This is a genomic window from Microbacterium sp. NPDC089698, from assembly GCF_044749045.1.
Taxonomy (GTDB): Bacteria; Actinomycetota; Actinomycetes; order Actinomycetales; family Microbacteriaceae; genus Microbacterium.
Map to the genome: position 1 here is coordinate 396,077 of NZ_JBIVHE010000001.1, position 26,841 is coordinate 422,917.

The 26,841-nt window shown below is 69.0% G+C and carries 25 protein-coding genes and 1 tRNA gene; 7 read left to right on the forward strand and 19 right to left on the reverse strand.

Annotated elements, in window-relative coordinates; genetic code table 11:
- Window positions 1–524: 524 nt before the first annotated feature.
- From ACIPY5_RS01870 to ACIPY5_RS01890, 5 genes are all read right to left on the reverse strand, one after another.
- A complete protein-coding gene (locus tag ACIPY5_RS01870) occupies window positions 525–965 on the reverse strand; it encodes a DUF3806 domain-containing protein (protein ID WP_400966007.1) in 441 nt (146 codons plus the stop codon).
- Window positions 966–1,708: 743 nt separating this feature from the next.
- Window positions 1,709–2,527 (reverse strand): TrmH family RNA methyltransferase, encoded by an 819-nt coding sequence (locus tag ACIPY5_RS01875; protein WP_400966010.1) that lies wholly within the window; start codon window positions 2,525–2,527, stop codon window positions 1,709–1,711.
- A 10-nt stretch (window positions 2,528–2,537) separates the two neighbouring features.
- Window positions 2,538–4,892 (reverse strand): ATP-binding cassette domain-containing protein, encoded by a 2,355-nt coding sequence (locus ACIPY5_RS01880; RefSeq protein WP_400966012.1) that lies wholly within the window; start codon window positions 4,890–4,892, stop codon window positions 2,538–2,540.
- An 87-nt stretch (window positions 4,893–4,979) separates the two neighbouring features.
- Window positions 4,980–5,390: a VOC family protein gene (locus ACIPY5_RS01885; RefSeq protein ID WP_309338200.1), complete on the reverse strand. Its 411-nt coding sequence runs from the start codon at window positions 5,388–5,390 to the stop codon at window positions 4,980–4,982.
- Window positions 5,391–5,400: 10 nt separating this feature from the next.
- Window positions 5,401–5,838: a helix-turn-helix transcriptional regulator gene (locus tag ACIPY5_RS01890; protein ID WP_400966016.1), complete on the reverse strand. Its 438-nt coding sequence runs from the start codon at window positions 5,836–5,838 to the stop codon at window positions 5,401–5,403.
- 122 nt (window positions 5,839–5,960) lie between these two features.
- Between ACIPY5_RS01890 and ACIPY5_RS01895 the strand changes: the two genes are divergently transcribed.
- Complete coding sequence (locus ACIPY5_RS01895; RefSeq protein ID WP_309338206.1) at window positions 5,961–6,545, forward strand: DUF308 domain-containing protein; 585 nt, start codon at window positions 5,961–5,963, stop codon at window positions 6,543–6,545.
- A 74-nt stretch (window positions 6,546–6,619) separates the two neighbouring features.
- On the opposite strand, the gene ACIPY5_RS01900 is transcribed toward ACIPY5_RS01895, so the two are convergent.
- Window positions 6,620–7,384: an SDR family oxidoreductase gene (locus ACIPY5_RS01900; RefSeq protein ID WP_400966020.1), complete on the reverse strand. Its 765-nt coding sequence runs from the start codon at window positions 7,382–7,384 to the stop codon at window positions 6,620–6,622.
- Between the two features lie 135 nt (window positions 7,385–7,519).
- Here ACIPY5_RS01900 and ACIPY5_RS01905 point away from each other — a divergent pair, with 135 nt between their 5' ends.
- The 4 genes from ACIPY5_RS01905 to ACIPY5_RS01920 all read left to right on the forward strand — a co-directional run bounded on the left by ACIPY5_RS01905 (window position 7,520) and on the right by ACIPY5_RS01920 (window position 10,336).
- Window positions 7,520–7,996, forward strand: a complete 477-nt coding sequence (locus ACIPY5_RS01905; RefSeq protein WP_309338212.1) for an NfeD family protein — start codon at window positions 7,520–7,522, stop codon at window positions 7,994–7,996.
- A 21-nt stretch (window positions 7,997–8,017) separates the two neighbouring features.
- Entirely contained in the window at window positions 8,018–9,028 is a 1,011-nt protein-coding gene (locus tag ACIPY5_RS01910) for an SPFH domain-containing protein (protein ID WP_400966024.1), read from the forward strand.
- Window positions 9,029–9,084: 56 nt separating this feature from the next.
- Complete coding sequence (locus tag ACIPY5_RS01915) at window positions 9,085–9,798, forward strand: glycerophosphodiester phosphodiesterase family protein (protein ID WP_400968444.1); 714 nt, start codon at window positions 9,085–9,087, stop codon at window positions 9,796–9,798.
- 154 nt (window positions 9,799–9,952) lie between these two features.
- Complete coding sequence (locus ACIPY5_RS01920; protein ID WP_309338216.1) at window positions 9,953–10,336, forward strand: RNA polymerase-binding protein RbpA; 384 nt, start codon at window positions 9,953–9,955, stop codon at window positions 10,334–10,336.
- Here the strand turns inward: ACIPY5_RS01920 and lnt are convergent.
- From lnt to ACIPY5_RS01965, 9 genes are read right to left on the reverse strand one after another with little or no spacing between them, the layout of a single operon-like run.
- Window positions 10,333–11,928, reverse strand: a complete 1,596-nt coding sequence (gene lnt, locus ACIPY5_RS01925) for an apolipoprotein N-acyltransferase (protein WP_400966028.1) — start codon at window positions 11,926–11,928, stop codon at window positions 10,333–10,335. The genes ACIPY5_RS01920 and lnt overlap by 4 nt on opposite strands.
- Window positions 11,925–14,399 carry a DEAD/DEAH box helicase gene (locus ACIPY5_RS01930; RefSeq protein WP_400966031.1) on the reverse strand — a complete coding sequence of 825 codons (2,475 nt, stop codon included), beginning with the start codon at window positions 14,397–14,399 and terminating at the stop codon, window positions 11,925–11,927. The genes lnt and ACIPY5_RS01930 overlap by 4 nt, the downstream gene beginning before the upstream one ends.
- A complete protein-coding gene (tatC, locus tag ACIPY5_RS01935) occupies window positions 14,396–15,151 on the reverse strand; it encodes a twin-arginine translocase subunit TatC (RefSeq protein ID WP_309338223.1) in 756 nt (251 codons plus the stop codon). The genes ACIPY5_RS01930 and tatC overlap by 4 nt, the downstream gene beginning before the upstream one ends.
- A gap of 59 nt (window positions 15,152–15,210) precedes the next feature.
- Complete coding sequence (gene tatA, locus ACIPY5_RS01940) at window positions 15,211–15,501, reverse strand: Sec-independent protein translocase subunit TatA (RefSeq protein ID WP_309338227.1); 291 nt, start codon at window positions 15,499–15,501, stop codon at window positions 15,211–15,213.
- Between the two features lie 38 nt (window positions 15,502–15,539).
- Window positions 15,540–16,529, reverse strand: coding sequence for a helix-turn-helix transcriptional regulator (locus tag ACIPY5_RS01945; RefSeq protein ID WP_400966036.1), 990 nt, complete (start codon window positions 16,527–16,529; stop codon window positions 15,540–15,542).
- Complete coding sequence (locus tag ACIPY5_RS01950; protein ID WP_400966039.1) at window positions 16,526–17,512, reverse strand: helix-turn-helix transcriptional regulator; 987 nt, start codon at window positions 17,510–17,512, stop codon at window positions 16,526–16,528. Before ACIPY5_RS01950 ends, ACIPY5_RS01945 begins: the two co-directional genes overlap by 4 nt.
- Window positions 17,513–18,421, reverse strand: a complete 909-nt coding sequence (locus ACIPY5_RS01955; RefSeq protein WP_400966042.1) for an FKBP-type peptidyl-prolyl cis-trans isomerase — start codon at window positions 18,419–18,421, stop codon at window positions 17,513–17,515. It abuts the gene before it with no gap.
- A gap of 10 nt (window positions 18,422–18,431) precedes the next feature.
- Entirely contained in the window at window positions 18,432–19,463 is a 1,032-nt protein-coding gene (locus ACIPY5_RS01960; protein WP_309338239.1) for a tRNA (adenine-N1)-methyltransferase, read from the reverse strand.
- Window positions 19,460–20,146 carry an HAD family phosphatase gene (locus ACIPY5_RS01965; RefSeq protein ID WP_309338243.1) on the reverse strand — a complete coding sequence of 229 codons (687 nt, stop codon included), beginning with the start codon at window positions 20,144–20,146 and terminating at the stop codon, window positions 19,460–19,462. The genes ACIPY5_RS01960 and ACIPY5_RS01965 overlap by 4 nt, the downstream gene beginning before the upstream one ends.
- Before the next feature lie 92 nt (window positions 20,147–20,238).
- Between ACIPY5_RS01965 and ACIPY5_RS01970 the strand changes: the two genes are divergently transcribed.
- On the forward strand, window positions 20,239–21,090 hold the full coding sequence (locus tag ACIPY5_RS01970; protein ID WP_309338244.1) for a PAC2 family protein: 852 nt from the start codon (window positions 20,239–20,241) through the stop codon (window positions 21,088–21,090).
- A gap of 82 nt (window positions 21,091–21,172) precedes the next feature.
- On the opposite strand, the gene ACIPY5_RS01975 is transcribed toward ACIPY5_RS01970, so the two are convergent.
- Together ACIPY5_RS01975 and ACIPY5_RS01980 are read right to left on the reverse strand one after the other, a co-directional pair.
- Entirely contained in the window at window positions 21,173–21,997 is an 825-nt protein-coding gene (locus ACIPY5_RS01975) for an undecaprenyl-diphosphate phosphatase (RefSeq protein WP_400966048.1), read from the reverse strand.
- A 73-nt stretch (window positions 21,998–22,070) separates the two neighbouring features.
- Window positions 22,071–23,372 carry a M20/M25/M40 family metallo-hydrolase gene (locus tag ACIPY5_RS01980; protein ID WP_400966051.1) on the reverse strand — a complete coding sequence of 434 codons (1,302 nt, stop codon included), beginning with the start codon at window positions 23,370–23,372 and terminating at the stop codon, window positions 22,071–22,073.
- A gap of 147 nt (window positions 23,373–23,519) precedes the next feature.
- On the opposite strand from ACIPY5_RS01980, the gene ACIPY5_RS01985 reads away from it, so the two are divergent.
- Window positions 23,520–23,604: transfer RNA gene (locus tag ACIPY5_RS01985), tRNA-Leu, on the forward strand.
- Between the two features lie 141 nt (window positions 23,605–23,745).
- On the opposite strand, the gene ACIPY5_RS01990 is transcribed toward ACIPY5_RS01985, so the two are convergent.
- Both ACIPY5_RS01990 and ACIPY5_RS01995 read right to left on the reverse strand, forming a co-directional pair.
- Entirely contained in the window at window positions 23,746–24,855 is a 1,110-nt protein-coding gene (locus ACIPY5_RS01990; protein WP_400966054.1) for a VIT1/CCC1 transporter family protein, read from the reverse strand.
- A 146-nt stretch (window positions 24,856–25,001) separates the two neighbouring features.
- On the reverse strand, window positions 25,002–26,744 hold the full coding sequence (locus tag ACIPY5_RS01995) for a DEAD/DEAH box helicase (RefSeq protein ID WP_400966057.1): 1,743 nt from the start codon (window positions 26,742–26,744) through the stop codon (window positions 25,002–25,004).
- Window positions 26,745–26,841 lie beyond the last annotated feature (97 nt).

The window sequence follows — 26,841 nt, forward strand, 5'->3', positions numbered from 1 at the left end:
GGGGGGCTGTTCGTCGCGGCAGAGGACGTCCCTGCGCCGCGACGCCGATGCGCCTCAGGGGGTCTGTGCCGCGCATCGAGGTGTCACCAAGAGAGACGCCATTGCCTGGGCTTCATTACGCGACGGTCTCCCGGCCGGGGCCCGAGTCTCGCGGAACTTGAACCGGCTCATCCGCAGCGCAGCTCTTCACCCTCCGCCGCGAGCATCTCGGCGGCTGGGGATCCTTCTGCGCGCAGTCGACTTGCGACCTGTCTGATTCGACGCACAACGGCTGGATCAGCGCGCGGATCCTTTCTGTCTCGCGAGTGATTCGCTCGAAGTGCTGTTGTCGGTGGGTCGTCGGTCGTCGCGAGCGAGCGTTCCGGATGATTGCGGTTCGAGCAAGACGCGCAACTGTTGGCGAGCGCGTTGGTAGCGTCCTCGGGCAGTGGAGGCGGGGATGCCGAGCAGGTCCAATGGGGAGGGGGCCAGTCGGGCCTCTGGCCGGCGTCGGGGCCGTCCGTAGCCTTGCGGCCAGCAACAAACTAGCTGTTGGTTCTGCTGATGATGTTCTGCGCCATCACACTGATGAAAGCGCCGGACTCGCCCTTCGTCCAGCGTTTTGCGACGGCGTTTGCGGGATATACGAGAAAGTCGGTGTCCTGGTCGCGAACTGCGAGTTCGGTTCCGTGCAGGTCGGTTGCGATTACCCACCGCATCGGCCCCTTGCGGACGAGGTGTTCGCCGAACGCAGTCCCGATGATGTTGATCGAGATGTTGGGATCGCTTCGGGATTCTGGAGGAGACTCTGTCCAGCTCTGCAACAGCATCTCGTAGAAGGAGGCGACTTGATCGGCGTCGTCGACGTCGACGTTCATCTCTGCTGCGAACAGGAGGTGTCCGGCCATCCAGTCACGCTCTGCCTGGTTGGGCTCCTCGAACTTGGGCCCGTAGCTCTTGCTACTCCGCTTTGAAAACAGCGCCATGACCAAAGCCTCGCATGAAGTGCGGCGATGATGAGGAAATCAGCTGAAGGCCTGCCCGCAAGCTGCTGACGCTTCCACCCGGTCAAGACCTCGCTCAGAAAGGCATCCGGATCCGCCTGCACGTCGGGCACCGGCAGCCAGCTCAGCCGCCCAAGCACCTCACCACCAAGCCCGTCCATCGAGTGCAAATCTTGCAGAGAAGATGCAGAACCTGCAAGAGACGCGAAGAGAATCCCAGTTCAGAGCACATCTCAGCGCCTGCACAAGCGATGCACCCCGAGCGCCACTAACCACACTCAGACGGACCGGAATAGTCCTGATCCGCGTCCTATTCGAGAACTCGGTAACCCGGCTATCAGGGGAGAGTACATCTGCAAGTTCCGCAGATGTGCCCGTTACGACCTGACATAATGTTGATTATCAGCGATATCACACCAGGCCCGCTGGCGCCCTCGAAACCGTGCCGATCACGCTCTGCCGCCTCGCGATCACACCGCCACACTGATCCTGCGCCTCGTGGACGCCGCATCAACGCCCACGAGGCGTCCGACGCGGCTCAGCTGTTCGAGTTTCCGACACGACCGCGCCGGCGCGAGCATCCGCTGGACCGCGCTCCGGTTCGCACGACCGAGCAATGGGATCGCGTCCTCGCTCGAAGGTAGCTCTTCCCTGTGGCGCCCCGCAGGTTGACCAACGCGAGAAGCTGACATAACGGATGCTCTCTCGTTATCGCCTGCTGCCATTCACCGGGCCGATGCCCGCTGCCTCGCCGCCTCGTAGAGCATGAGCGTGGCGGCGTTCGAGGCGTTCAGAGAACTCGCCGAACCGCTCATCGGCACGCGAATCATCACGTCGGCGGCATCGCGCCAACCGCGGGCCAGCCCGGTGGTCTCGTTGCCGATCAGGACGAGCGACGGCTGAGTGAAGTCGTAGTCCCAGACATCGACGTCGCCATGCTCGTCCGTCGCGACCAGCGTGAGCGGCGTCCCCCGGGCGCGCAACTCGTGCACCCAGTCGAATACCGGACCACCTGAGGCCGTCCTGATGACGGGCGTCGCGAACAGCGAGCCCGTTGAGGCGCGGACGGACTTCGGATCATAGGGATCCGCCGCGTGTCCGGAGACGATCAGGCCGTGCCCACCCAGAGCGTCCATCGACCGCAGGATCGATCCGATGTTGCCCGGCTGGGTCGGACGGTCGAAGACCATCCCCAGGAAGTCGTGCGGCACCGGAATCCGCGAAAGCTCGTCCTCTGGCATTGCCACCACGGCGATGATCTCGGTGGCCCCCTCGTCCTTGTCCGCGAGTTCAGCGAGGAGCGCAGGACTCATCGCGATCGTCTCCGGCGCCTGCTGCACCACCTCGCGCGCCCAGGGCGACAGGGATCGCTCCGCGTCATGGATCACTGTGAGGATCGTCCAGCCGTGCTCGATCGCCTGCGAGATAGGGCGCACTCCCTGCACGACGAAGCGGTGTTCGCGCAGCCGATGGTTGCGATTGCGGGTCAGCGCCTCGAGCAGTTGGAACCGCGAATTGCGCGTCGAGATCCGAAGGTCTGCCATCGTCTTCCCCTCACGCACCCACGTAGGCGGCGAGGTGCTCCCCCGTGACCGTGGACTTCGCCGCGACCAGGTCGGCCGGCGTGCCCTGGTAGACGATGCGCCCGCCGTCGTGGCCCGCACCGGGCCCGACGTCGATGATCCAATCGGCGTGCGCCATGACCGCCTGATGATGCTCGATCACGATCACCGATCTGCCGGCGTCGACGAGCCGGTCCAGCAGGCCCAGCAGGTTCTGCACGTCGGCGAGGTGCAGCCCCGTGGTCGGCTCGTCCAGCACATACGTCGCGGCGCCGTCTGCCATCTGCGTGGCGAGCTTGATGCGCTGACGCTCCCCGCCGGACAGCGTGGACAACGGCTGCCCGAGCGACAGATAGCCGAGCCCGACATCTTCGAGCCGGCTCAGGATCGCGACCGCGGCGGGGATCTTCGCCTCTCCCCCGCGGAAGAACTCGTGCGCCTGGGCTACCGGCATGTCGAGCACCTCGGTGATGTCCTTGCCCGCGAGCTTGTATTCGAGCACCGCAGCCTGAAAGCGCTTTCCACCGCAATCCTCGCAGGGGCTCTCGACAGTGTCCATGAAGCCGAGCTCCGTCACGATGACGCCGGCGCCCTTGCACGTCGGGCAGGCGCCCTCGGAGTTGGCGCTGAACAGCGCGGGCTTCACACCATTCGCCTTCGCGAATGCCTTGCGGATCGGTTCCAGCAGTCCGGTGTACGTGGCCGGGTTGCTCCGCCGAGAACCCTTGATCGCGGTCTGGTCGATGGAGACGACGCCCTCGCCCTTGGCGACGGAGCCATGGATCAGGGAACTCTTGCCGGATCCCGCGACCCCGGTGACGACGGTCAGGACGCCGAGAGGCACGTCGACGTCGACGTCCTGCAGGTTGTTGGTCGTCGCCCCGCGCACCTCGATCGCGCCGGTGCGCTCGCGCACCTCGGTCTTGAGGGCCGCCCGATCGTCCAGGTGACGCCCCGTGAGGGTTCCGCTGGCGCGCAAGCCCTCGACCGTGCCCTCGTAGCAGATCTCCCCTCCTGCGCTGCCTGCTCCTGGCCCCAGATCGACGACGTGGTCGGCGATCGCGATGGTCTCCGGCTTGTGCTCGACGACCAGCACCGTGTTGCCCTTGTCGCGCAGCTGCTCGAGCAGACCGTTCATGCGCTGGATGTCGTGCGGATGCAACCCGATCGTGGGCTCGTCGAACACGTACGTGACGTCGGTGAGCGAGGACCCCAGGTGCCGGAGCATCTTGATCCGCTGCGCCTCTCCCCCGCTCAGCGTGCCACTGGGGCGCTCGAGCGACAGATAGCCGAGCCCCAGCGTGACGAAGGCCTCGAGGTTGGCGCGCAGTGCGTCGAGCAAGGGCCCCGCGCCGGGAAGATCCAGGTCGCGCACCCACGCGGCGAGGTCCGTGACCTGCATGCGGCAGGCGTCCGCGATGCTCACGCCCTCGATCTTCGAGGAGCGCGCCCCTTCGGTCAGCCTGGTGCCATCGCACTCGGGGCAGATCGCGAACGTCGCGACGCGCTCGACGAAGGCGCGGATGTGCGGCTGCAGGGCCTCGATGTCCTTGGACAGCATGGACTTGGTGATCTTCGGGATCAGTCCCTCGTAGGTGATGTTGATCCCGTTGATCTTGACCTTGGTGACCTCTCCGTAGAGGAACAGCTGACGCTGCTTCTCCGTGAACGCCGAGACCGGCTTATCGGCCGGGTAGAAGCCCGACTCGGCGAACTGACGCACCATCCAGCCGTCGGCGGTGTAACCGGGCACCATGATCGCACCATCGTTCAGGGACTTCGCCTCATCGACGATCTGGGAAAGATCCAGATCCGACACCGCTCCCCTGCCCTCGCACCGCGGGCACATGCCACCGAGATAGATGGCGTCCTTGACGATCTTCTTCTCACCGCCAGGCCCCGTCATCACACCGCTGGCCTTCTGCGTGGGGATGTTGAAGGAGAATGCGGTCGGCCCGCCGATGTACGGCGTGCCGAGCTTCGAGAACAGGATCCGCAGCATCGCGTTGGCATCGGTCACGGTTCCGACGGTCGAGCGCGGGTTCGATCCCAGGCGCTCCTGATCGACCAGGATCGCCGTGGTCAGTCCCTCGAGCACGTCGACGTCGGGGCGCGGAACGGACGGCATGAAGCCCTGCACGAAGGCGCTGTAGGTCTCATCGATCATGCGGCGCGATTCGGCCGCGATCGTGTCGAACACGAGCGAGCTCTTGCCGGATCCGGAGACCCCGGTGAACACCGTCAGTCGGCGCTTCGGCAGCTCGATCGAGACGTCTTTGAGGTTGTTCTCCCGGGCGCCCTGCACCCGGATCGCATCGTGGGTGTCGGCGATGTGCGACTCGGTCATCGGCGTGCGGCTCCGTATCGTGCGGTAGAGGGGGCGGGACAAAGAATAGCGGTGCCCGCCGACGCAGCGCCGGGCACCGCAGAGCGGTCAGGCGACCTGCTGCAGACGGATCATGTTGCCCGCCGGGTCGCGGAACGCGCAGTCGCGGATCCCGTAGGGCTGGTCGATCGGCTCCTGCACGACGTCTGCCCCGCGCGCCTCGATCTCGGCGAACGCGGCGTCCACGTTCTCCGTGGCGAGGACGACGCCGCCGAAGCTGCCCTTCGCCATGAGCTCGAGGATCGTGCGCCGCTCCTCGTCGTTGATGCCGGGATCCACCGCGGGGGGCGTGAGCACGATGGAGGTGTCGGGCTGGTTCGCCGGCCCGACCGTGAGCCAGCGCATCTGCTGGTAGCCGACGTCCTTGCGGAGCTCCCAGCCGAGCACATCGCGATAGAAGCGGAGCGACTCCTCCGCGTCGGTGTGCGGAAGGAAGCTGGCGTTGATCATGATGTCCATGCCGCTCACGCTACGCCCGAGGATCCTGCGGTGCTTCTCGATTCCTGATCGGTCTCGTCGCCTGCTTCTCGATCCACGACGGGATGCCGGGGCCCAGCCCGGGATCGGCGCGGTACCGGCTCGGCGAGACGCCCACGAGCTCCGAGAAACGGGTGCTGAACGTGCCCAGCGACTGGAAGCCCACCGCGAAGCACGCCTCCGTCACCGAGACGTCGCCCCGGCGCAGCAGCGCCATCGCACGTTCGATCCGGCGCGTCATCAGATAGGAGTACGGGGGCTCGCCGTACACGAGCTTGAACTGCCTGCTGAGATGCCCCGCGGACATGTGCACGCCTGCCGCCAGCCGCTCGACGTCGAGCGGCTGCGCGTACTCGCGGTCGATTCGATCCCGTACCGTCCTCAGGGCCGCGAGGTCGCGCAGGCGATCGTCGTCGGCGGCCGAGGTCATCCCCCGATCCTCGCACGGCCGAGAGGGACACGGCTGCTCCCCCTTGCGGGCGCGGTCACAGCCGCCGCTGTACAGTGAGGGCATCCCCAACTCCCAGGGATTACTCAGAAAGGGCCATCCCCATGTCCGAAGCAGTTGCCGGAGCGAAGAGCCTCGTGAAGTCGCTTCGAGTGTTCCTCGCCGTCTCCGGCGTCATCGCCCTCATCGCGGGCATCGTCATGCTGGTGTGGCCGGTCAAGACCGCGTTCGTCCTCACCGGCATCATCGCCGCCTATCTGATCGTCGCCGGCGTCGTGTACGTCGGACTCGGCATCTTCAGCGCCGGGAAGTCGGGATGGGCCCGCCTGGGTCACATCCTGCTCGGCGTGCTGTACGTCGTCGCCGGCGTGATCGCGTTCACGAACATCCAGACCGCCGCGGTCGCCTTCGCGCTCGTGACGGTGATCTTCATCGGCGTGAGCTGGATCTTCGACGGCGTCGTTTCGCTCACGCTCATGGGCACCGACGGCTCGAAGACCTGGACGCTGCTGTACGCGCTGCTCAGCATCGTCGCGGGCATCGCGGTGATCAGCCTGGGCCTCGCCGCAGTGACGTTCTTCTGGCTGTTCCTGGCGATCTCGCTCGTCGTCCTCGGGATCGCGCAGATCGTCCGCGCGATCACGATCGGCAAGGACGCGAAGGCCGCGGCTGCCGCCGCCGGAATCTGATCCGAGCGCATCCCGCATGCGAGAAGCGGCCCGGAGCCATGAGCTCCGGGCCGCTTCTCGCATGTCTTCGGGGACTACTCCGCGACGAATCCGCTGACGTCGCCGATGAGCCGGGTGTGGTCGGCCGGAACCGGCTCGACGGCGGCCTGGGCGACCTCTGCCGCGAACTCCGCGACGTTGTAGAGGCGTCCCGCCGACTCGCGCCGCTGCGAGATCGCGCCGGGGTTCGCCCGCTCCAGCAGGGTGGCGGTGATGGTGCCCTCGATCATGTCGCCGGACACGACGACGAACTCGACGCCCTGCTCCTCGATCGACGGGATCAGTTCGCGCAGCGCGTCCTCGCCCGCACGCTTGGAGAGCGCGACGGGCTCGTACTCCGGCATCGTCGGCGTGGTGCGGATGAAGTGCGCCTGGTGGCTGGTGACGAACACGATGCGGCCGCCCTCGCGCAGCAGCGGCAGCGCTGTCTGCAGCACGTTGACCTGGGCGTCGCGGTTGAGGCGCAGCGCGTAGTCCTCGCCCATGTTCGACTCCATGCCGCCGGAGGCGTTGAGGACCAGGACGTCCAGGCCGCCGAACTCCGCCTTCACCGCGTCGAACATCTCGGCGACGGACGCGGGGTCCGTCAGGTCGGCGCCGACCACGAGGGCGCGGCGGCCGAGGGCGCGCACCTCGTTCGCGAGCTTCTCCGCGCGAGGGGCCTTGTTGCGGAAGTTGATCACGACGTCGGCGCCGGCTTCGGCGAAGTACCGGATCGTGTCGGCGCCGATCCCGCGGGAGGATCCGGTGACGAGGGCGACCTTGCCGGTCAGTGATTCGGCGGGAAGGATCTGAGACACGGGGACTCCTCGAGAGGGTGCGCACGCGGCGCGCGGGTGGGACCAGATCACCCTACCAATCCGCGTGATTCCGCGGCGCGTGACGCGGTGGCCCGGCGCGAACCGCATGGTAGGTTGGCAAAAAGAGGGGGCGGTATGGATACGATCCTGCAGATGTTCCAGGACTGGGCGTGGATCGGCTGGCTGGTCCTCATGGTCTTGTTCTTCGTCATCGAGATCTTCACTCTCGACATGACGTTCCTCATGCTCGGACTGGGCTCCGCCGTGGGCCTGCTGTCCACGCTCACCGGGTGGCCCGTCTGGGTGCAGGTGATCATCGCCGCCCTAGCAGCCGTGCTGCTGATCTTCTTGCTGCGACCTCCGCTGCTGAGGCGCCTGCACCGCGGCGAGGACCAGACCCGGTCGAACGTCGACGCGCTGCTCGGCCTGCATGGCACCGTGCTGCTCGAAGTCACGACGCTCACCGGGCAAGTCAAGCTCAGCAACGGCGAGACGTGGACCGCCCGTCTCGCCTCGGATGCGCCCGTCATCGCGCCCCTCTCCCCCGGTGCCCCCGTGACGGTGTCGCGCATCGAGGGCGCCACCGCTTACGTCCGTTCCGCCCACGTCTAGGAGAAACAGGAGCAGCCCTTCATGGACAGCGCATCCTTCATCCCCACCGCCATCGGGTGGATCCTGGCGATCGCCGTCATCATCTTCGTGCTGGTGACGATCGCGCGATCGGTCAGGATCATCCCGCAGGCGACCGCCGGTGTCGTCGAGCGGCTCGGCAGGTACCACAAGACCCTGATGCCGGGTCTGAACCTGCTCGTGCCGTTCATCGACCGCCTGCGCCCGCTCATCGACATGCGCGAGCAGGTCGTCTCGTTCCCGCCGCAGCCCGTGATCACCGAGGACAACCTGGTGGTCTCGATCGACACCGTCGTCTACTTCCAGGTGACCGACGCTCGGGCCGCGACCTATGAGATCGCGAACTACCTCGGCGCCGTCGAGCAGCTCACCACGACCACGCTCCGCAACGTGGTCGGCGGTCTGAACCTCGAGGAGGCGCTGACCAGCCGAGACAACATCAACGGCCAGCTGCGCATCGTGCTCGACGAGGCGACCGGCAAGTGGGGCATCCGCGTCGGACGAGTCGAGCTCAAGGCCATCGACCCGCCTGTCTCCATTCAGGACTCGATGGAGAAGCAGATGCGCGCCGAGCGTGACCGTCGTGCCGCGATCCTGACGGCCGAGGGCACCAAGCAGTCGCAGATCCTCGAGGCCGAGGGTCAGCGGCAGGCGGAGATCCTCCGCGCCGAGGGTGAGAAGCAGGCGGCGGTGCTCCGCGCGGAGGGTGAGGCGGAGGCGATCCAGAACGTCTTCAACGCCATCCACCAGGGCCAGCCGGACGACAAGCTGCTCGCCTACCAGTACCTGCAGATGCTGCCGAAGATCAGCGAGAGCGCATCCAGCAAGCTCTGGATCATCCCGAGCGAGTTCACCGAGGCCCTGAAGAACTTCGGTGGCGCGTTCACGCCGGGATCCGGCGGATCCACGCCGTTCACCCCGAAGGCGCCTGCGGCCGCCTCTGCGCCGACCACGCGCGCAGCCGCATCCGCGGCTGCCGTTCCCCCCGCGACCGCTGCCGACGGCGTCGCGTGACGCACCCGTACTTCCAGGGTGCTTCGGCGCCGAGAGTCCTCGCTCACCGCGGTCTGGTGGGCGGGGACTCGTCTGTGTTCGACAACTCCGCCCTCGCGATCGCCGCTGCGGACGCCGCGGGTGCGGAGTACGTGGAGACCGACTGCCGGGCCACCGCCGACGGCGATGCCGTGCTCTTCCACGATGAGACCCTGCAGCGGCTGCTGGGCGATCCGCGGCCGGTCGCCGAGGTCACGACGGCCGAGCTGGCGAGGCTCTTCGCCGCGCACGGCGGGCTCCTCACCCTCGCGGAGGCCCTCGATTCGTTCCCGCTGCTGCGGTTCAACGTGGATGTGAAGGCGCTTGCGGCCGCAGAGGATGTCGGAAGAGCGGTCGCCCCTCACGCGCATCGGGTCCTTCTCACGAGCTTCGACGATCGCAACCGGCACGCGGCGCTGGCGGCCACCGTGAAGGCGGATGCGGATGTGGTTCCCGCCTCCTCCGGAGGCAGGAACGCGATCGCGCTGCTCCGGCTCGCCTCCGCCCTCCGCCTGCGGGGCTGGGCGCGGCGGATCCTGCGCGGGCTCGACGCCGTGCAGATCCCCGAGCGCTTCGGTCCCCTTCGCGTCCTCACCCCCTCTCTCGTCCGCGCGGCGCATGACGCTGGCGTCGAGGTGCACGTGTGGACGATCAACGACCCGGAGCGCATGAGGGCTCTGGTCGCTGCCGGCGCCGACGGCATCGTCACGGACCGTGCGGACCTCGCCATCCGGACGCTGACGCCGCGCTGACATCCGATCCCACGCGGAACAGGACTCGATCTCATTCCCCGCGCCGAGCGGCTTCGGGCTGGGTATCGACTGTGAAAGCGTTCATGGTTTGCCCCCTTCGCATCTTCTGCACAGGCCGGGCCGATATACCTGAGGGCGACGAGAGGACCACACAATGGCAGATCGCAGCCTTAGAGGAATCCGACTCGGCGCCCAGAGCCTTCAGAGCGAAGAGGGCGTCGTCTTCATGGAACGCCAGCAGAGCGCATACACCTGCGACTCCTGCGGCCACGTGACCACCCTGATGTTCGCGGCCGACGCTGAGCCGCCGACCACCTGGGAGTGCCGCGCCTGCGGCGCCGAAGCCCGTCTGCAGGTCGACGGCAAGCCCGTCGAGATCGCGGAGGACGGCGACAAGGCCGGACGCACCCACTGGGACATGCTGCTGGAGCGCCGTACCCGCGCCGAGCTCGAGGAGCTCCTGGAGGAGCGTCTCGCCTTCATCCGCGCGCGCCGCGGAGCCGGTGAGGATCCGACGCGAGAGCGGATCGGCGCCTAAGCTCCCGACCGGCCCCGTCGCACCCGGGCGGCCACGCCCCCGATCACGACCACGAGCAATCCGCCCCACAGCAGGATCTGCTCCAGCCAGGGCCCGATGAGCACCCCCGCGGTCGCCCCGGTGTGCAGCTCGACATCCTCGAGCAGCGCACCGGGGCGATCCTCGTTCAGAGACGCTTGAGTGGATCCGTCCGCGCGGATCACCTGACTCGTGCCGACGGTCGAGATGTTCACGACCGAACGTCCGGTCTCCACGGCGCGCATGCGGGCGATCCCGAGCTGCTGCAGATTCTCCTCGGTGCCCCGGAAGTCCGCGTTGTTGGTCTGGAAGACGAGCACCTGCGCACCCGAATCGATGCCCTGCGCGATGAGGTCGTCGTAGATCACGTCGAAGCAGATCGCGAGTCCCACCGGGGTGCTCCCGACGCGGACGACGGGCGCATCCGTACCCGGGGTGTACTCGCGTCCGATCAGGCCGATGAGGTCCGGGACGATCGCGTTGTAGAAGGCCCTGTCCGGCACGTACTCGCCGAACGGCACCGGGTGGCGCTTGGCGTGCGTCTGCACGTCCTCCCGCGTCAGAGAGCGCTGGTTGCCGGCCGGCCACAGGAACGAGGTGTTGTAGAACAGCTCGCCCTTCTGCGTGGCCGCATTGGCGAGGATCGGCGCGTTCACACGCGCCGAGATCGCATCGAGGGCGTCGGCGAGCACCGGGTACTGGAACGGATCGTCATCAAGGCCGCCCTCGGGCCAGACCAGCAGATCCATCCGCTTGCCGAACAGGGGCTCCGTGGCCGCCGCCTGGGCGTTCAGCACCGACAGCGGCTCGCGCTTGTCGAAGTATCCGGTCGGGCCGTTGCCCTGAACCGCTCCGATGCGCATCGAGCCGTTCGCCGTCGTCGGGAACGCGGGCAGGAATGCGAGCAGCGCGATGAGCGCCACGGGCATGAGGAGCGACGCGGCGCGCGGGCGCCGGCGGGTGCGCACGGCCTCGACGAGGAAGGCGACGAGGAGGACCATCAGGAAGCTCAGCCCGCTGATCCCGATCCAGCTCGTCACGCGCGCGGCCGACGTGTCGGACAGCGTGTATGCAATGCGCGCCCACGGGAAGCCGCCGTAGGGCCAGTTGCCCAGGAACAGCTCCCGTCCTGTCCACAGCGCGGCGACGACGAGTGAGATCACGAGCGCGCGCAGGAACCCCGGGCCCAGGATCCGCGGGATCCACCGGTACGCGAGCGTCACCGGGATCAGTGCGATCGCCGTTAGAGCCCCCTCGAGCAGCCCGAGGGCGAGCCAGGGGATCGGCCCCAGATAGCGGGCCGTCCACGAGACCAGGACGAGGAAGAACACGGCGCCGTAGACGAAACCGACCAGCAGCGCGGACCAGGTGCGGCGCCCGATCAGCGAGAGCAGCAGCAGCGCGACGGCGGGGAAGGCCACGATCCAGAGCGAGAGCGCCGGGAACGCCAGATTCAGCAGCCCACCGGCGGCTGCGGCGGCGATCAGCGCCACCCACAAGGGCAGCACGGGACGGATCGCGGAGGGCGGGGCGTCGGCGTCGACGGGCGCGGTGAGGTGGGTCGTCACGGTCACATCGAGGAGTAGGCGACGATGCCGCGGCGGACGCCGTCGAGCGCGGTGCGGGCGGTGCGAGCCGTCTCCGCGTTCGGGGCGACGATCGAGAGCTGATCCAGCAGATCGATCGTCTGCTTGGCCCAGCGGACGAAGTCTCCCGCCGGCATGTCCGCATCCTCCAGCACCACGTCGAGCGCGCTCCCGCGCGCCCAGGCGCGCATCGCGCCGGCGAGTCCGGCCGACGGCCGGTCGGATCCCGGCAGCCTGTTGTCGTGTTCGAGATCGTCGAGTTCGGCCCAGAGCTCCTGCGTGCGCTCCCAGGCGATCCTGAACCGGCCTCGCGGCAGGTCGCGAGGGTCGATCGATCCGTCATCGCGGCGCGGCTCGTAGACGAGCGCGCAGGCCATCGCCGCCAGCGAGGGCGCGTCCAGGCCGTCCCACAGACCGCGGCGGAGCGACTCCGCCACGAGCAGGTCGCGCTCTCCGTAGATGCGCTGCATGGTGCGCCCGGCGTCGGTGAGCGTCAGCGCATCGCCGCGCCCCTGCACGTAGCCGACCTCCGTGAGCACGTCGAGCACGCGGTCGAAGACACGGGCCACGGTGCCAGTGCGGTTCTCGATCTGGCGACGGGTGCGGTCGGTCTCGCGCTTGAGCTTCCAGTACCGCTCGGCCCAGCGCGCATGCTGCTCCCGATCGGGGCACCGATGGCAGGCGTGGCGCTGCATCGCACGGCGGAGCGACTCGATCTGATGCAGCCGCTTCTCCCGTACGCCTCGCGGCGCCTGCTGGTCGGTGCGGTTCTTCTTCTCCAGATCGCTGAGCTCGCGTCGGATCCCCGAGTACTCCGTGAAGTCGCCGCGGTCGCAGGTCATCGATCCGAGGTATCCCTCGAGCGATGCCTCGGCCTCGCGTACCGTGCGCGCAAGACCCACGACCGCGCGATCCGCCTGGAACTGCGCGAAGGAAGACTCCAGCACTTCGCGGGAGCGATTCCGTCCGAAGCGGTCCAGCAGGTTCACCGCCATGTTGTAGGTGGGCCGGAAGCTGGAGTTCAGCGGATAGGTGCGCCGCGAGGCGAGTGCCGCGACGGCCTGGGGATCCATCCCCTCTGTCCACTGCACGACGGCATGGCCCTCGACGTCGATCCCGCGCCGACCGGCCCGTCCGGTGAGCTGGGTGTACTCCCCCGACGTGATCGCGACGCGTGCTTCGCCGTTGAACTTCTCCATGCGCTCGAGCACCACGGTGCGCGCCGGCATGTTGATCCCGAGCGCGAGGGTCTCGGTCGCGAACACGACCTTCAGCAGGCGCTGCTGGAAGAGCTCCTCGACGATCTCCTTGAACGCTGGCAGGAGTCCGGCGTGATGCGCGGCCACACCGCGCTCCAGGTTGTCGAGCCAGTCCCAGTAGCCGAGCACCGCCAGGTCCTCGTCGCGCAGCGTGCGCACTCGGTCCTCGACGATCGCGCGGATCTCCCGCCGCTCCTCGGCCGTGGTCAGCCGCAGGCCGGAGCGACGCACCTGCTGCACCGCCGAGTCGCACCCCACCCGGCTGAAGATGAAGAAGATCGCCGGCAGCAGGTTCGCGCGATCGAGCAGGTCCACGACCTGCGGCCGGTCGAGCCGCTCGATGCGGCGCACGTTGGCCGATCGCACAGGCCGCTTGCCGCCCCGCTGCGGACGGCGCCCCTGCGCTCCCCCGTGGCGTGCGCTGCGGTACTGCTGCGCTTCGCGGTTGCGCTCGTAGTTGGCGCCGCCGAAGGAGCGGATCCGCAGCAGCTCCTGATTGACCTGCGCGGTGGCGATGCCGGCGCGGTCGTCGAACAGCGGCAGCAGATCGTCGCGCACGAGCACGTGCTGCTCGAGCGGCACCGGACGCGTCTCGGAGACGATGACCTCGGTGCCCCCTCGGACGGTGTCCAGCCAGTCGCCGAACTCCTCGGCGTTGGACACCGTCGCACTGAGCGCGACGAGCCGCACGCTCCGCGGCAGGTGGATGATGACCTCTTCCCACACCGCGCCGCGGAAGCGGTCGGCGAGGTAGTGCACCTCGTCCATGATCACGTAGCGGAGATCGTCCAGCGCTCGCGAATCGGCGTAGATCATGTTGCGCAGCACCTCGGTGGTCATCACCACGATGCGCGCGGAGCCGTTGATGTTGACGTCGCCGGTGAGGAGACCCACCTGGTCGGCGCCGTAGACGTCCACCAGCTCACGGAACTTCTGGTTCGACAGCGCCTTCATCGGCGTCGTGTAGAACGCCTTGTCCGAGGGCGTCGACATCGCCTGATGGATCGCGAACTCGCCGATGATCGTCTTGCCGGCGCCCGTGGGAGCGGCGACGAGCACACTGCTGCCGCGCTCGAGGGCGTGGCAGCCCTCGACCTGGAACGGGTCCAGCTGGAAGCGCTGCATCGCCGCGAACGAGGTCGTGGCGGGGTGGTCCTGAGCGGCACGGGCGGCGGCGTAGCGATCCGCCGGTGAGGTCATACCGTGGACTCCTCGAGGAACTCCTGCTGGCGCTTGTGCTTGCGCCTGTCGAAGAGCAGCGACAGGCACGCCGCGGCGAAGTACAGCACGATGAGGATTCCCGCGAGCATCAGCATGCTCACGACGTCGGCCGCCGGCGTCGCCAGGGCGGCGAAGAGGCAGGCGATGAGGATCGCGATCCGCCACGCCTTCAGGATCGCCCGCCCCGACATGATCCCGGCGAAGTTCAGCGCGACGAGGAACACCGGGATGATGAACGAGACGCCGATGACGATCATCAGCTTGAAGACGAAGTCGTAGTAGTCCTGCGCGTTGTACAGGTTCTGCGCGCCCTCGGGCGTGAAGCCGGCCATGAGCTCGATGATGTGCGGCATGACGAGCACGCCCACATAGCAGCCGGCGAAGAACAGCGGCACCGCGGAGGCGACGAACCCCACCGTGTACCGGATCTCCTTCTTCGTGAGCCCGGGCATGATGAACGCCCAGATCTGCCAGAGCCATACGGGCGCCGAGAGGAAGATGCCGATCGAGAACGCCATGCGCATCCGCAGATCGAACGGCGCTGTCACCGAGGAGAAGGTGAAGCCGACCAGATCCTTGCCGCGCTCCTTCGCCACCTGCCGGATCGGCTCGGTCACGAAGTTGAGGATCGGATCTGTGATGAAGAACGCGATCACCATGCCGATGATGAGCGCGGCCGCGGCGATGACGAGTCGCTTGCGCAACTCGATGAGGTGCCCCGCGAGGGGCATGGTGCTATCGCGACGCGGCTTCCGCCCCTTCGTCGCCGGTGACGCGTCGGTCACGCCCGTCAGCGCTGGGTACCGGCGTCGTGCGGCGGGTTGACAGCGGTGGTGTCGGCGGCGTTCGGCGCAGCGGTCGGCAGCGCGGTGGTCGCGGGCGCCTGCGTCGATGCGGCGGTGGCGGCGTCCGTCGCAGCGGCTGCCGCGTCGTCGTCCTTCATGGCCTTCATCTCACCCTTGAAGACACGCGCCGACTGGCCCATGCTCTTCGCGAGCGCGGGAAGCTTAGCCGCGCCGAACAACAGCAGGATGACGGCGAGGATGATGACCAGATGCCATCCGTTGAGTCCGGCGAACATGATGATCTCCCTTGATGGATCGGGTGTTGCGCCACAGTCTACCGTGACTGCGGGGTGGTTTGTTCGGAGTACAGCGCAAGTGCTGCGATCGCCCATTCGCGAGCGGCGGATCGCGCCGACACGGGCTCCAGGATCTCCACCGCGCCGCCGAAACGAGCGGCCAGCCGCTTCAGGCTGAGCGGATCCCCCACGTGAAGCGTAGCGGTCATGAAGCCGTTCTCCACGTCGGCCTCGGCGCGGCGCAGGTAGTCGCGCAGCAGCGGGGCGAGACGCTCCGGGAAGCGGATCACGGCCTCGTCGCGCTCCTCGTTCCCGGCGAACAGCTCCGGAACGGGCTCGTCCCCGTGGGTGATCGGGATCTCGGTGAGCCGTGGCTCGCTGACGCGATCGAGATGGAACGTGCGCATCGCGCGGCGCAGGTGGCACCAGCCCTGCAGGTACCACTGCCCGTTGGTGATCAGCACGGTCACGGGATCCACGGTGCGGGTCGTCGGCACCGAGTCCGGGGCCCGATAGGTGAAGGACACCGCGACGTGCTCCTGCAGCGCGGTCGCGACCACCGTGCGGACCTCGTCGACCGGGCCCGGCGCGACGATGACGTCGGCAGGCAGCCCTGCCGCTCCGCGGGAGAGCTTCGCGATGAGCCCCTGCACCACGCCCGAATCGGCGACGCCGGGCACCGCCGAGGCCAGCTGCAGGCCGGCGACCAGCGCCGCGGCCTCGCGCGCCGTGAACTTCGGAACGCGTCGCAGCCCCACGTCGTTCGTGATCTCGATGATGCCCTGCTCGTCGAGCAGGTCCCAGTTGATGTCGAACAGCTCCTGCGGCGCCTGCCAATAGCCCTCGTCGCCGGGAAGACCGATCACCGTGAGCTTCTCGACCATGGCCCGCATCTGGGTCTCGGTCATGTCGAACTCCGCGGCGGCCTCGGCCAGCGACACCTCGCCGCGCTCGAGCAGGTACGGCACGAGCGTGAGGTAGGCCCGGACGCGGTCCGAGCTCAGCAGAGGTCTGCGCTGCGCCATCATGCCCCGTCCTTCGCGTCGACGTGCGCCGCCGCCGCGGCGCGCAGGCGCACGATGACCGCATCGCGGAGAACGGCGGGCTCCACCACGCGCACCTCGGGCCCGTAGGAGGCCAGCTCGTCCGCGAGGATGTGCAGATCGACATAGGGCACGCGGATGCCCTGCAGCGCAGGTTCTGCACGCCGCCCCAGACGGAGCGCCGCTTCGGTGCCCGGCGTGATCTCGAGGAGTGCGGAGTGCGCGGCGGCGACGGCCTCCAGGCTCGCGAGCGCCCGCTCCCCCGCGCCTTCGCGCAGCTCGGCGGGGAAGACGTCGTTCGTGACCGTCACGTCGCCGACGATGCGCGTCAACAGGAACATCCGGTCGCCCTCGGCATCCACGTCCCGCCCGAAGACGTGCCAGCGCGCTTCATACTCGACCAGGGCGAGCGGCTGCACACGCCGCCGGCGGGGCGCCTGCTCCCCGGGCTTCAGGTAATCGAAGACCACGACGACACTGCGCTCGATGGCCCCCTGCAGCGGCGCGAAAGCGGCGTCGCGGGCCGTGATCCGCGGCGCGAAGCCGATGATCGGCTCGTCCACGTCGATTCCCAGCGCGCGGATCTTGCGCACCCCCGCCTGGGCGTCGGCGGACAGCGATTCCTCGCTCCACACGCTTCCCGCGAGCCGGAGGACCGCGAGCTCGGCCGGCGTGAACTCGATGTCGACCGGCAGGTCGTATTCCGCCTTCGGAATGCGGTAGCGGGCCTCGCGCAGGTCATTCGGGTCGGCGTGGTCCCCCAGCGTCTCGATCGGGATGCCGAGTGCGCGCAGCTCGTCCTTGTCCCGCTCGAACATCTTGTCGAGCGCGTCGGCGCGCCCCTCCGCCCGCTGGCGGTAGCCGGAGACGGAGGCGAGGATCTGCTGCTTGGTCAGGCCGATCTCCGTGGCCATGAGCGCCACGACGAGATTCGTCAGGCGCTCCTCCGCGGGGATCCGTTCCGCCATCTACTGCCCCGTCGCGGAGGAATCGTCGATCCCGAGGATGTCGACGACGATCGCCTGCGTGCCGCTGCCGTCCGAGCCTGTGCTCTGGCCGGCGGCCGCCGGCGGGACGATCAGAAGGACCTGGGATCCGACGGTCTGACCCTCGATGCCGGCCGCGCCGGAGATCACCGTGGACTGCGAGTCCCACGTGCTGTTGACGACCTTGCGGGTGTCCCAGTCCACGCTCGTGAACTGCACGCGCACACCGTCGGTCTTCTTCACCTTCGGACCGTCTCCGTGGATGAGCGTCTGCACCACCTGCTTGGTGGGCTTCTTGGCGTCCGGGATGATGATGCCGGGGCGGCCATCCGGAGCGCGCACCACGGTCGGCAGGCCGAGGGCGTCGTTGTACTCGAGCGAGCCCTCCGCATGCGGCAGGAACACCGTGCGCACGTCCACGACGCCGACCGCGGCCTCCTTCGCGGCGGTCCCCGCCGGGAAGCCGATGAGCAGACGGGATCCGGCCTTGGCGCACTCCAGCGCGTCGCCGAGCACCTTCGCCTGCGCGGCCAGGGTGTTCACGTCCGCGACGGCGGTGGTGCCGTCGAAACCGGTCGCGCCGATCCGCTGCCCCGTCCGTGCGTCGTAGAGGGCGATGTCGGCCACGAAGGGCTGGTTCTTCGCGGTGATCGCGGTGCCGGTGCCGTGGATGAGGTCGTCGACGCTCGCCTTCTGCACCTTCGTCGGCAGCGACAGAGTGACCGACGGCTCCTTGCCGAATTCGCCCTTCACCGTCACGGAGTTCGTGAGGGCGGAGGAGGTCGGCATCTCGGAGCAGGCCTGTCCCGCGAAGGACGGACCAGCGGAGCAGCCGGCCAGCGCGAGGGCGGCGAGGCCGAGGGTGATCAGAGCAGCGGCAGTCTTACGCACGCGCTCCAGTCTATGCGGACGGATCCGCGCTCCCTGTCGCATCCTCGTCCGCGTCGCCCGAAGCGGCGAGTCGTGCGCCGCCCGCCGCGCGCTGCGCCTCGCGCACGCGCTTGCGCAGGTTCTTGTCGGTGATCTCCCGGTCGCCCACGGCGCCGGGGGTCCACAGCTCCACGTCCTCGTCGCCGTAGCTCGGCTTCTTGGCGGCGCGCCGCTTCACGTCCGGCGGGATGGCGCCCGGGGCGAGCCGGCGCGCGGTGATGAGGAAGCCGGTGTGCGCGACCATGCGGTGATCCGGGCGCACCGCGAGACCCTCGACGTGCCAGCCGCGGACCATCGTCTCGGACGACTCCGGCTCGGTGAACAGCCCCGTGGCCCGCACGTACTCGGCGACGCGGGACAGCTGGGTCGCGGTCGCGATGTAGCAGAGCACCACACCGCCCGGCGCGAGGGCCTCGGCCACGGCGTCGATGCACTCCCAGGGGGCGAGCATGTCCAGGACCACGCGATCGACGCTGCCCGTGGGGAACTCCGAGGCGAGCTGTTCCTGGAGATCGCCCACGACGATCTTCCACGACTCGGGCAGCTCGCCGAGGAACGTCTCGACGTTCGCGCTCGCGACCTCGGCGAAGTCGTCCCGTCGTTCGAAGGAGACCAGGCGCCCCGCGGGCCCGATCGCCCGGATCAACGACAGCGACAGCGCGCCGGATCCGACCCCGGCCTCGACGACCGTCGCGCCGGGGAAGATGTCGGCCTGGGTGAGGATCTGGGCGGCGTCCTTCGGGTAGACGATGGCGGCGCCGCGCGGCATCGACATCACGAAGTCGCGCAGCAGCGGGCGCAGCGCCAGATACTCGTTCCCGGAGCTGTTCGCGACGACGGATCCGTCCGGCAGGCCGATCAGGTCACGGTGGCGCAGCACGCCGTGATGCGTGTGCAGCTCGCCGTCCTCGCGCAGCGTGACCGTGTGCATCCGGCCCTTGGGGCCGGTCAGCTGCACGCGATCGCCCTCGCGGAACGGACCGCTGGGTCGCTGCGCGCTCACCGCGCGGCCTCCGCACGCGCGGCGCGGACGCGGGTGAACTCGGCGGCGAGGTCGTCGACCCCTCGTCCCGCGAGCGACTCCCAGAGCGCGTCCGCGTCGAGTCCGTCGAGAGCGACGATGTGCGGCACGCCGATCGCGACGGTGCGGGCGGACACGGCGGCCTGCAGCCCCGTGCGGGAGTCCTCGAGCGCCACGGTGTCGGCGATGTCGACGCCCAGGGCGTCCGCCGCCTGCAGATAGGGGTCGGGGAAGGGCTTGGGACGCTCGACGTCGTCGCCGCCCACGATCACGTCGAACGCGTCGAAGCCGATGAGCGACACGATGTCTTCCGCCATGCGGCGCAGCGACATGGTGACCAGGGCGGTGCGGATGCCCGCCTCGCGCAGCTCGCGCAGCAGCTCCCTCGCGCCCGGCCGGAACGGGACGCCGTCCTGCTGCAGGCGCACGCGCACGCGCTCGGTGAGCTCGTCGACGATCTCCTGGGCGCCCATCTCGACGCCGGCGCCCTGCAGGATGATCGCGCTGTCGATCAGGCCGTTGCCGACCAGCTGGAGTGCCTGCTCGTGCGTCCAGGTGCCGCCGAAGGACTCGATCAGATCGGTCTCGGCGTCCATCCAGTACGGTTCGGTGTCGACAAGGGTTCCGTCCATGTCCCAGAGGACCGCGCGAGGGTGCTGATTCACTCCCCCATCGTACCGGCGGCCCGCGCCCCCGACGGTGGCGGGGACTAGCCTGGACGGAACACACGGCGCAGGTCGCCGCAGGAAGGAACACTGTGCAGGTACTCGGGACCCGGATCATCGTCGCCGCCTTCGACGGCTGGAACGACGCCGGTGAGGCCGCGTCCGCCGCCGCCGAGCAGATCGACGACGGCGGATTCGAGGTCGTGCACGCCGCGGACCCCGAGCTGTACTTCGACTACCAGTGGGCCCGGCCGACGCTCGAGCGCGACGAGGAGGGCAACCGCAGCCTGCGCTGGCCCTCGGCGCGGATGCTGCGGCCGACGGACGCCGCCGACGGCGCAGAGCCGCGTCTGTGGCTGCTGACCGGAACCGAGCCCGCACGCGCCTGGCAGGCGTTCAGCGCCGAATTCATCGACGCCGCGCTGAGCGAGGACATCACCGGTTTCGTCACCCTCGGCGCGATGCTCTCCGATGTGCCGCACACGCGGCCGATCTCGATCTTCGCCTCGAGCGAGAACGCCGAAGTGCGCGAGGCGCTCGGCATCGAGCGCTCCACCTATGAGGGTCCCATCGGCATCCTCTCCGCGCTCGAGCATGCGGCGGAGCAGGCCGGGATCCCGGCGCTCTCGCTCTGGGCCAACGTGCCGCACTACGTGCAGACCGGCGGTTCCTCGCCCAAGGCGACCCTCGCGCTGCTCGACCGGCTGCACGAGGTGACCGGGGTCGACGTCCCGCGCGGGCATCTCGCCACCGAGGCCGCCATGTGGGAGGCGACGATCGACGCGGCCGCCGCGGAGGACGAGGAGATGGCCGCCTACATCGCGCAGCTCGAGACGAAGCGCGACACCTGGGATTCGCCGGACGCCTCCGGTGAGGCGATCGCCCAGGCCTTCGAGCGGTTCTTCCGCCGCAACGGCGAGGGTCCGGGCGAGCACAAGCGCTGAACTGTCCGGTCCCTGAGCGTGTCGAACGGTCCGGGGGGCGGTCCTGAGACTGTCGAAGTGTCCGGGACCGGTCGACGCGTCCTCAGGGCTTGATCACGCCCAGCGCGAGCAGGACGATGAGCACGATGCCGAGCAGGATCCGGTAGATCACGAACGGCAGGAAGCTGCGCTGGGAGATCCAGCGCATGAAGAACGCGATCACGCCGAGGCCGACGACGAAGGCGATGCCCGTGGCGGCGAGGGTCTCGCCCGCCGAGAACACGCTCGGTTCGCCGATGCTCTTGACGGCCTGGTACACACCGGATCCGAAGACCGCGGGGATCGCGAGGAGGAAGGCGTAGCGCGCGGCGGCCTCGCGCTCGTACCCGAGCAGCAGTCCGGCCGTGATGGTGCCGCCGGAGCGGGAGACGCCGGGGATCAGCGCGAGCGACTGGGCGAGGCCGTAGACGATGCCGTGGCCGAGGGTGAGGTCCTTGAGCTTGCGGCGCTGCGCCCCGATCGCGTCCGCGACCCCGAGCAGCACGCCGAACACGATCAGCATGATCGCGACGAGCCACAGCGAGCGGAACACGGTCTCGATCTGGTCCTTGAAGACGAGACCCAGCACCACGATCGGGATGCTGCCGATGATGATCAGCCAGCCCATACGGGCGTCGGGGTCGTTGCGCGGGATCCGGCCGATCAGGGCCGCCCACCAGGCGCCGATGATCCGCACGATGTCGCGCCAGAAGAACACCACGACGGCCGCCTCGGTGCCGATCTGGGTGATGGCGGTGAATGCGGCGCCGGGATCCTCGAGACCCGGCATGAACGCGCCGACGATGCGGAGGTGCGCACTGGAGGAGATGGGCAGGAACTCGGTGAGTCCCTGGACGATCCCCAGGAAGATGGCTTCGAGAAGGTGCATGGATCGCTTTCGCGTCGTGCGCAGGCTCGCGCGGTTCGGTCGGTCGGTGAACGGTCGGGGTGCGGGGAGGCTCTCAGTAGGTCCGCAGGAGGTCGGTGAGCACACGCTGCCCGAACACCAGGGACTCGATCGGCACCCGCTCGTCCACGCCGTGGAACATGCCCGTGAAGTCGAGATCGGCGGGCAGCTTCAACGGCGCGAACCCGTAGCCGGTGATCCCCAGGAAGGCGAGCGCCTTGTTGTCGGTGCCCGCTCCGAGCAGGTAAGGGATGACGGGGACGCCGGGATCGTGGCGGTCGAGCGCCGTGACCATCGCGTCGACGAGAGAGCCCGCGAACGGCGTCTCCATGCCGATGTCCTGCACGACCATCTCGATCTCGATGTCGTCGCCGACGAGTGCGCGCAGCTGAGCGAGCACCTCCTCCTCCTGACCGGGGATCACACGCACGTCGATGAGCGCTTCCGCGCGCTCGGGGATCACGTTGTGCTTGTAGCCGGCCTGCAGCACGGTCGGGTTCGTCGTCGTCCGCAGTGTGGAGCGCAGGAACGCCTCTGCCGGGCCGGCGGTGGCGGCGAGGGCGTCGGGGTCGTCCACCGGGAGTCCGGTCAGGGCGCTCATCCGGTCGAGGAACTCGCGCGTCGTGTCGGTCAGCTGGATCGGCCAGGACGTGCGTCCGATCGCGGCCACGGCTTCGGCGAGCCGCGTGACGGCGTTCTCCGGATGGAACCGGCTGCCGTGGCCGGCCCGCCCCTTCGCGATGAGGCGGATCCACATCAGCGCCTTCTCCCCCACCTGGAGGAGGTAGGCGCTCTGGTCACCGACCGGGATCGAGTAGCCGCCGACCTCGCTGATGGCCTCGGTCGCACCCGCGAACCACTCCGGGCGGTTCTGCACGACGAGCGCCGAGCCCTCGACGCCGCCGTTCTCCTCATCGGCGAAGAAGGCGAGGATGAGGTCCCGCTCGGGCTGCTCCCCCGCACGCAGGATCTCCGCCACCGAGGTGAGGATCATGGCGTTCATATTCTTCATGTCGACCGCGCCGCGGCCCCACAGCATGCCGTCGCGCACGACGCCGGCGAACGGGTCCACCTGCCAGTCGCCCGCCATCGCGGGCACGACGTCGAGATGACCGTGCACGACCAGCGCCGGCTTGTCCCTGTTCCGGCCTGCCACGCGCGCCATGACGTTCGTGCGCCGCGGGATCGGCTCGTAGTACTCCGGCTGAAGACCGAGCGCCTCCAGATAGGCGCCCACGTACTCCGCGGCCTCGCGTTCGCCCTTCGCGTCACCGCCGCCGAAATTCGACGTGTCGAAGCGGATGAGCTCGGCGGCGATCCGCGCGACCTCGGGAAGTTCGGCATCCGGCTGGGGCATGCGTCCAGGCTACCGAACGGCCGAGGCCGGTCCGGAGCCGCGCGGCTCCGGACGAGGTCGCGACGCGCCCGACATGCGCCGCGGTTCGAGGGGCCCCGTGGAACGTGATAGTGTCATTCCTCGGTTGGGAACAGCCGAAAAACACCAGCGCGGGTGGCGGAATAGGTAGACGCGCTAGCTTGAGGTGCTAGTGCCCGAATAGGGCGTGGGGGTTCAAGTCCCCCCTCGCGCACGCTGGTGAGAAGGCCCGGATCGAATGATCCGGGCCTTCTTCGTGTCCCCAAGACGGGCGCACGCGGACGTAGATGCGGCCGCGGGCGGACGCGGAGAGCCGGGATCGACGACCCCGGCTCTCCTTCGGCGCCGGTGGGCGTCAGCCCACGCTGACGTTGAACAGCAGTCCCAGCCCGTAGGTGACGGCCGCCGCGCCGAAGCCGATCGCCAGTTGGCGCAGCCCGCGGCGCAGCGGCGGGCCTCCGGAGAGGACGCCCACGGTCGCACCGGTGCCGAGCAGTGCGATGCCGACGAGCGCCAGAGCCACCAGCACCGCCGGAAGGCCCTGCATGCCGAAGATCCAGGGCAGCACCGGCACGATCGCGCCGGAGGCGAACAGCAGGAAGCTCGAGATCGCCGCGGGCCACGCGTTGCCGATGATCTCGTGCTCATCGCCGTCCTCCACGGACGCGCGCAGCGGCCCGGTCGCGCGCTGCGCCAGACCCGCCTTCGCCGCGCTCACCACACGGCGGGCGCGCTGCAAGGACTCGTCCGTGTCCATGCCCCTGGCCCGGTAGACGAGCGCGAGCTCGTTCTCGTCCAGATCCAGGTCGCCTGCGGTGGCGGCGCCGTGCCCGTTCTCCTCAGTCGCCTCGAGCAGCTCTCGCTGGGAGCGGACGGACACGAACTCCCCCGCGCCCATCGAGAGCGCGCCGGCGAGAAGGCCCGCGAAGCCGCTGAACAGCACCAGGCTGCTGCCGGCGCCCGTCGCCCCGATGCCCAGCACGAGCGCCAGGTTGCTGACGAGCCCGTCATTCGCGCCGAAGACCGCGGCCCGGAACGAGCCGGACAGCTGGCGGCGGCCTCGGGCGGCGAGACCGCGGACGACCTCGAAGTGCACCTTCTCATCGGCGCGCATGGCCGGCGTGGCGTAGACCTCGGCGTCGTACGGCGACCGCGCCTCCGCGCTCTGGGCGAGCGCGAGCACGAAGATCGAGCCGAACCGTCCCGCCATCCACCCCAGGGTCCTGGTCCGCAGGCCCGGCCGCGGGAGCCGTGCGGGCTCGCCGCCGAGCAGCGCGAGCCAGTGCGCCTCGTGACGCCCCTCCGCGGCGGCGAGCTCGAGCAGGATCTCCCGCTCCTCGCCCTCCCGGCGCTGGGCGAGCTGCTGGTAGACGTGCGCCTCGGCGCGCTCCTCGACGAGGTAGCGCGCCCAGCGGCGGCGATCGGCCGCGGTGGGTTCGGCGTGGGCGGTGTCAGGCGTGTTCATGAGGTCCTTCATGGATCGGAGCGACCGCTCAACGCTATCGACGAGAAGCCCCGGATTCCGCGTCAGGACGGGGATTGACAGCATTTCGGGGATCCGAACCGGGCACTGCCGGGCGCGTCACCGTGGGGCCGACGGAACCGGGCCGATCAGGCTCGGACGCGCCGCCGCAGGAGGTCGATCCGCGACTGCAGCTGGGTCACCGTGGCCTGCGCGACCGCCGGACCGCCGCAGAGCCGGCGCAGCTCCGCGTGCACGGCGCCGTGCGGCTCGCCGGTCTGCCGCGCATAGACGCCCACGAGGCTGTTGAGCAGCTGCCGTTGTTCCCGGAGGGTCCGGTGCAGCGGCTCCGGCAGGGTCGTCGTCTGCGCCGGCAACGCGGCCTCGCGGGCCTCCCGCAGCCGGGATTGCCGTGACTGCCGCTGCATGAGCAGCTCATGCACGTGCTCGGGCTCGAGGAGTCCGGGGATCCCGATGAACTCCTCCTCCTCGGGCGTGCCCGGCTCCGCGAGCTGGCCGAACTCCTTGCCGTCGAAGACCACGCGGTCGAAGTGCGCGAGCGAGGAGATCGCCTGATAGCTGAACTCCTGGGTGAGCGCGTCGGATGCCTCGTCCTCGCGGTTCGCGCTCTCCAGCAGCGAGTCCTCGAGTCCGTCCTCGTCCTTGGACTGCCGGTCCAGCGCATGGTCGCGCTGCTTCTCGAGCTCGTTCGCGAGCTTCATCAGCACCGGGACGTTCGGCAGGAACACGCTCGCCGCCTCGCCCCGACGACGGGCGCGCACGAAGCGGCCGATCGCCTGGGCGAAGAACAGGGGCGTCGACGACGACGTGGCGTAGACGCCGACGGCCAGACGCGGCACGTCGACGCCCTCGGACACCATGCGCACCGCGACCATCCAGCGATCGCTGGAGGCGCTGAACTTCTCGATGCGCTCCGATGCCGTCGCGTCGTCGGACAGCACCACGGTCGCCCGCTGGCCCGTGAGCGAGTGCAGGATCTTCGCGTACGCGCGAGCCACGGTCTGATCCGTCGCGAGCACGAGGCCGCCCGCGTCGGGCACGTGCTGGCGGATCTCGGTGAGCCGGCGGTCGGCGGCGGAGAGCACGGCGGGCATCCACTCCCCCTCCGGATCCAGCGCGGTGCGCCAGGCCTGGGAGGTGACGTCCTTCGTATTGTCCTGCCCGAGATGCGCCTCGAGCTCGTCGCCCGCGCTCGTGCGCCAGCGCATCTTGCCCGCGTACATGTGGAACAGCACGGGTCGGACGACGCCGTCCTGCAGCGCTCGCCCGTAACCGTAGGCGTAGTCGGTGCTGGAGATCCGCGCGCCGGACTCGTCCGGGAAGTACTCGACGAACGGGATCGGCGCGGTGTCGCTGCGGAACGGAGTGCCGCTCAGGAGCAGTCGCCGCTTGGCCGGGCCGTAGGCATCGCGGATCGCATCGCCCCAGCTCAGCGCGTCGCCGCCGTGGTGCACCTCGTCCAGGATCACGAGGGTGCGCCCGCCCTCCGTGAGGTGCTTGTGCACCGAGGACTTCGCGGCGACCTGCGCGTAGGTCACGACGACGCCGTGATACTGCCGCGACGGCGCCCAGTGGCTGTTGCGGAACCGCGGATCCAGCCGGATGTGCACGCGCGCCGCGGCGTCGGCCCACTGGGTCTTGAGGTGCTCGGTGGGCGCGACGACGATGACGCGATCGATCTCGTTCGTGTGCAGCAGCTCGACCGCGAGCGTGAGCGCGAACGTCGTCTTGCCGGCGCCCGGCGTCGCGGCGACCAGGAAGTCCCTGCGCTCGGGGATCCGGAAGTACTCCTCCAGCGCCTCGCGCTGCCATGCCCTCAGCCTGTCGGCGGTACCCCAGGGGGCGCGCTGAGGGAAGGACGGGGAGAGCATGGGATTCCACGATAGACGAGGCGGCTGACATTCCCGGGCGCGTCGGATTCCCGGGCGCCGGTCACAGCAATCCCAAGGGATCGGCTCAGCGGATCCA

Excerpts from the sequence above, each read along its gene's own strand:
- ACIPY5_RS01870 (WP_400966007.1), bottom strand. The coding sequence starts at position 965 with ATGGCGCTGTTTTCAAAGCGGAGTAGCAAGAGCTACGGGCCCAAGTTC.
- ACIPY5_RS01875 (WP_400966010.1), bottom strand. The coding sequence starts at position 2,527 with ATGGCAGACCTTCGGATCTCGACGCGCAATTCGCGGTTCCAACTGCTC.
- ACIPY5_RS01880 (WP_400966012.1), bottom strand. The coding sequence starts at position 4,892 with ATGACCGAGTCGCACATCGCCGACACCCACGATGCGATCCGGGTGCAG.
- ACIPY5_RS01885 (WP_309338200.1), bottom strand. The coding sequence starts at position 5,390 with ATGGACATCATGATCAACGCCAGCTTCCTTCCGCACACCGACGCGGAG.
- ACIPY5_RS01890 (WP_400966016.1), bottom strand. The coding sequence starts at position 5,838 with ATGACCTCGGCCGCCGACGACGATCGCCTGCGCGACCTCGCGGCCCTG.
- ACIPY5_RS01895 (WP_309338206.1), top strand. The coding sequence starts at position 5,961 with ATGTCCGAAGCAGTTGCCGGAGCGAAGAGCCTCGTGAAGTCGCTTCGA.
- ACIPY5_RS01905 (WP_309338212.1), top strand. The coding sequence starts at position 7,520 with ATGGATACGATCCTGCAGATGTTCCAGGACTGGGCGTGGATCGGCTGG.
- ACIPY5_RS01910 (WP_400966024.1), top strand. The coding sequence starts at position 8,018 with ATGGACAGCGCATCCTTCATCCCCACCGCCATCGGGTGGATCCTGGCG.
- ACIPY5_RS01920 (WP_309338216.1), top strand. The coding sequence starts at position 9,953 with ATGGCAGATCGCAGCCTTAGAGGAATCCGACTCGGCGCCCAGAGCCTT.
- ACIPY5_RS01930 (WP_400966031.1), bottom strand. The coding sequence starts at position 14,399 with ATGACCTCACCGGCGGATCGCTACGCCGCCGCCCGTGCCGCTCAGGAC.
- tatC (WP_309338223.1), bottom strand. The coding sequence starts at position 15,151 with ATGCCCCTCGCGGGGCACCTCATCGAGTTGCGCAAGCGACTCGTCATC.
- tatA (WP_309338227.1), bottom strand. The coding sequence starts at position 15,501 with ATGTTCGCCGGACTCAACGGATGGCATCTGGTCATCATCCTCGCCGTC.
- ACIPY5_RS01945 (WP_400966036.1), bottom strand. The coding sequence starts at position 16,529 with ATGATGGCGCAGCGCAGACCTCTGCTGAGCTCGGACCGCGTCCGGGCC.
- ACIPY5_RS01950 (WP_400966039.1), bottom strand. The coding sequence starts at position 17,512 with ATGGCGGAACGGATCCCCGCGGAGGAGCGCCTGACGAATCTCGTCGTG.
- ACIPY5_RS01975 (WP_400966048.1), bottom strand. The coding sequence starts at position 21,997 with ATGCACCTTCTCGAAGCCATCTTCCTGGGGATCGTCCAGGGACTCACC.
- ACIPY5_RS01980 (WP_400966051.1), bottom strand. The coding sequence starts at position 23,372 with ATGCCCCAGCCGGATGCCGAACTTCCCGAGGTCGCGCGGATCGCCGCC.
- ACIPY5_RS01990 (WP_400966054.1), bottom strand. The coding sequence starts at position 24,855 with ATGAACACGCCTGACACCGCCCACGCCGAACCCACCGCGGCCGATCGC.
- ACIPY5_RS01995 (WP_400966057.1), bottom strand. The coding sequence starts at position 26,744 with ATGCTCTCCCCGTCCTTCCCTCAGCGCGCCCCCTGGGGTACCGCCGAC.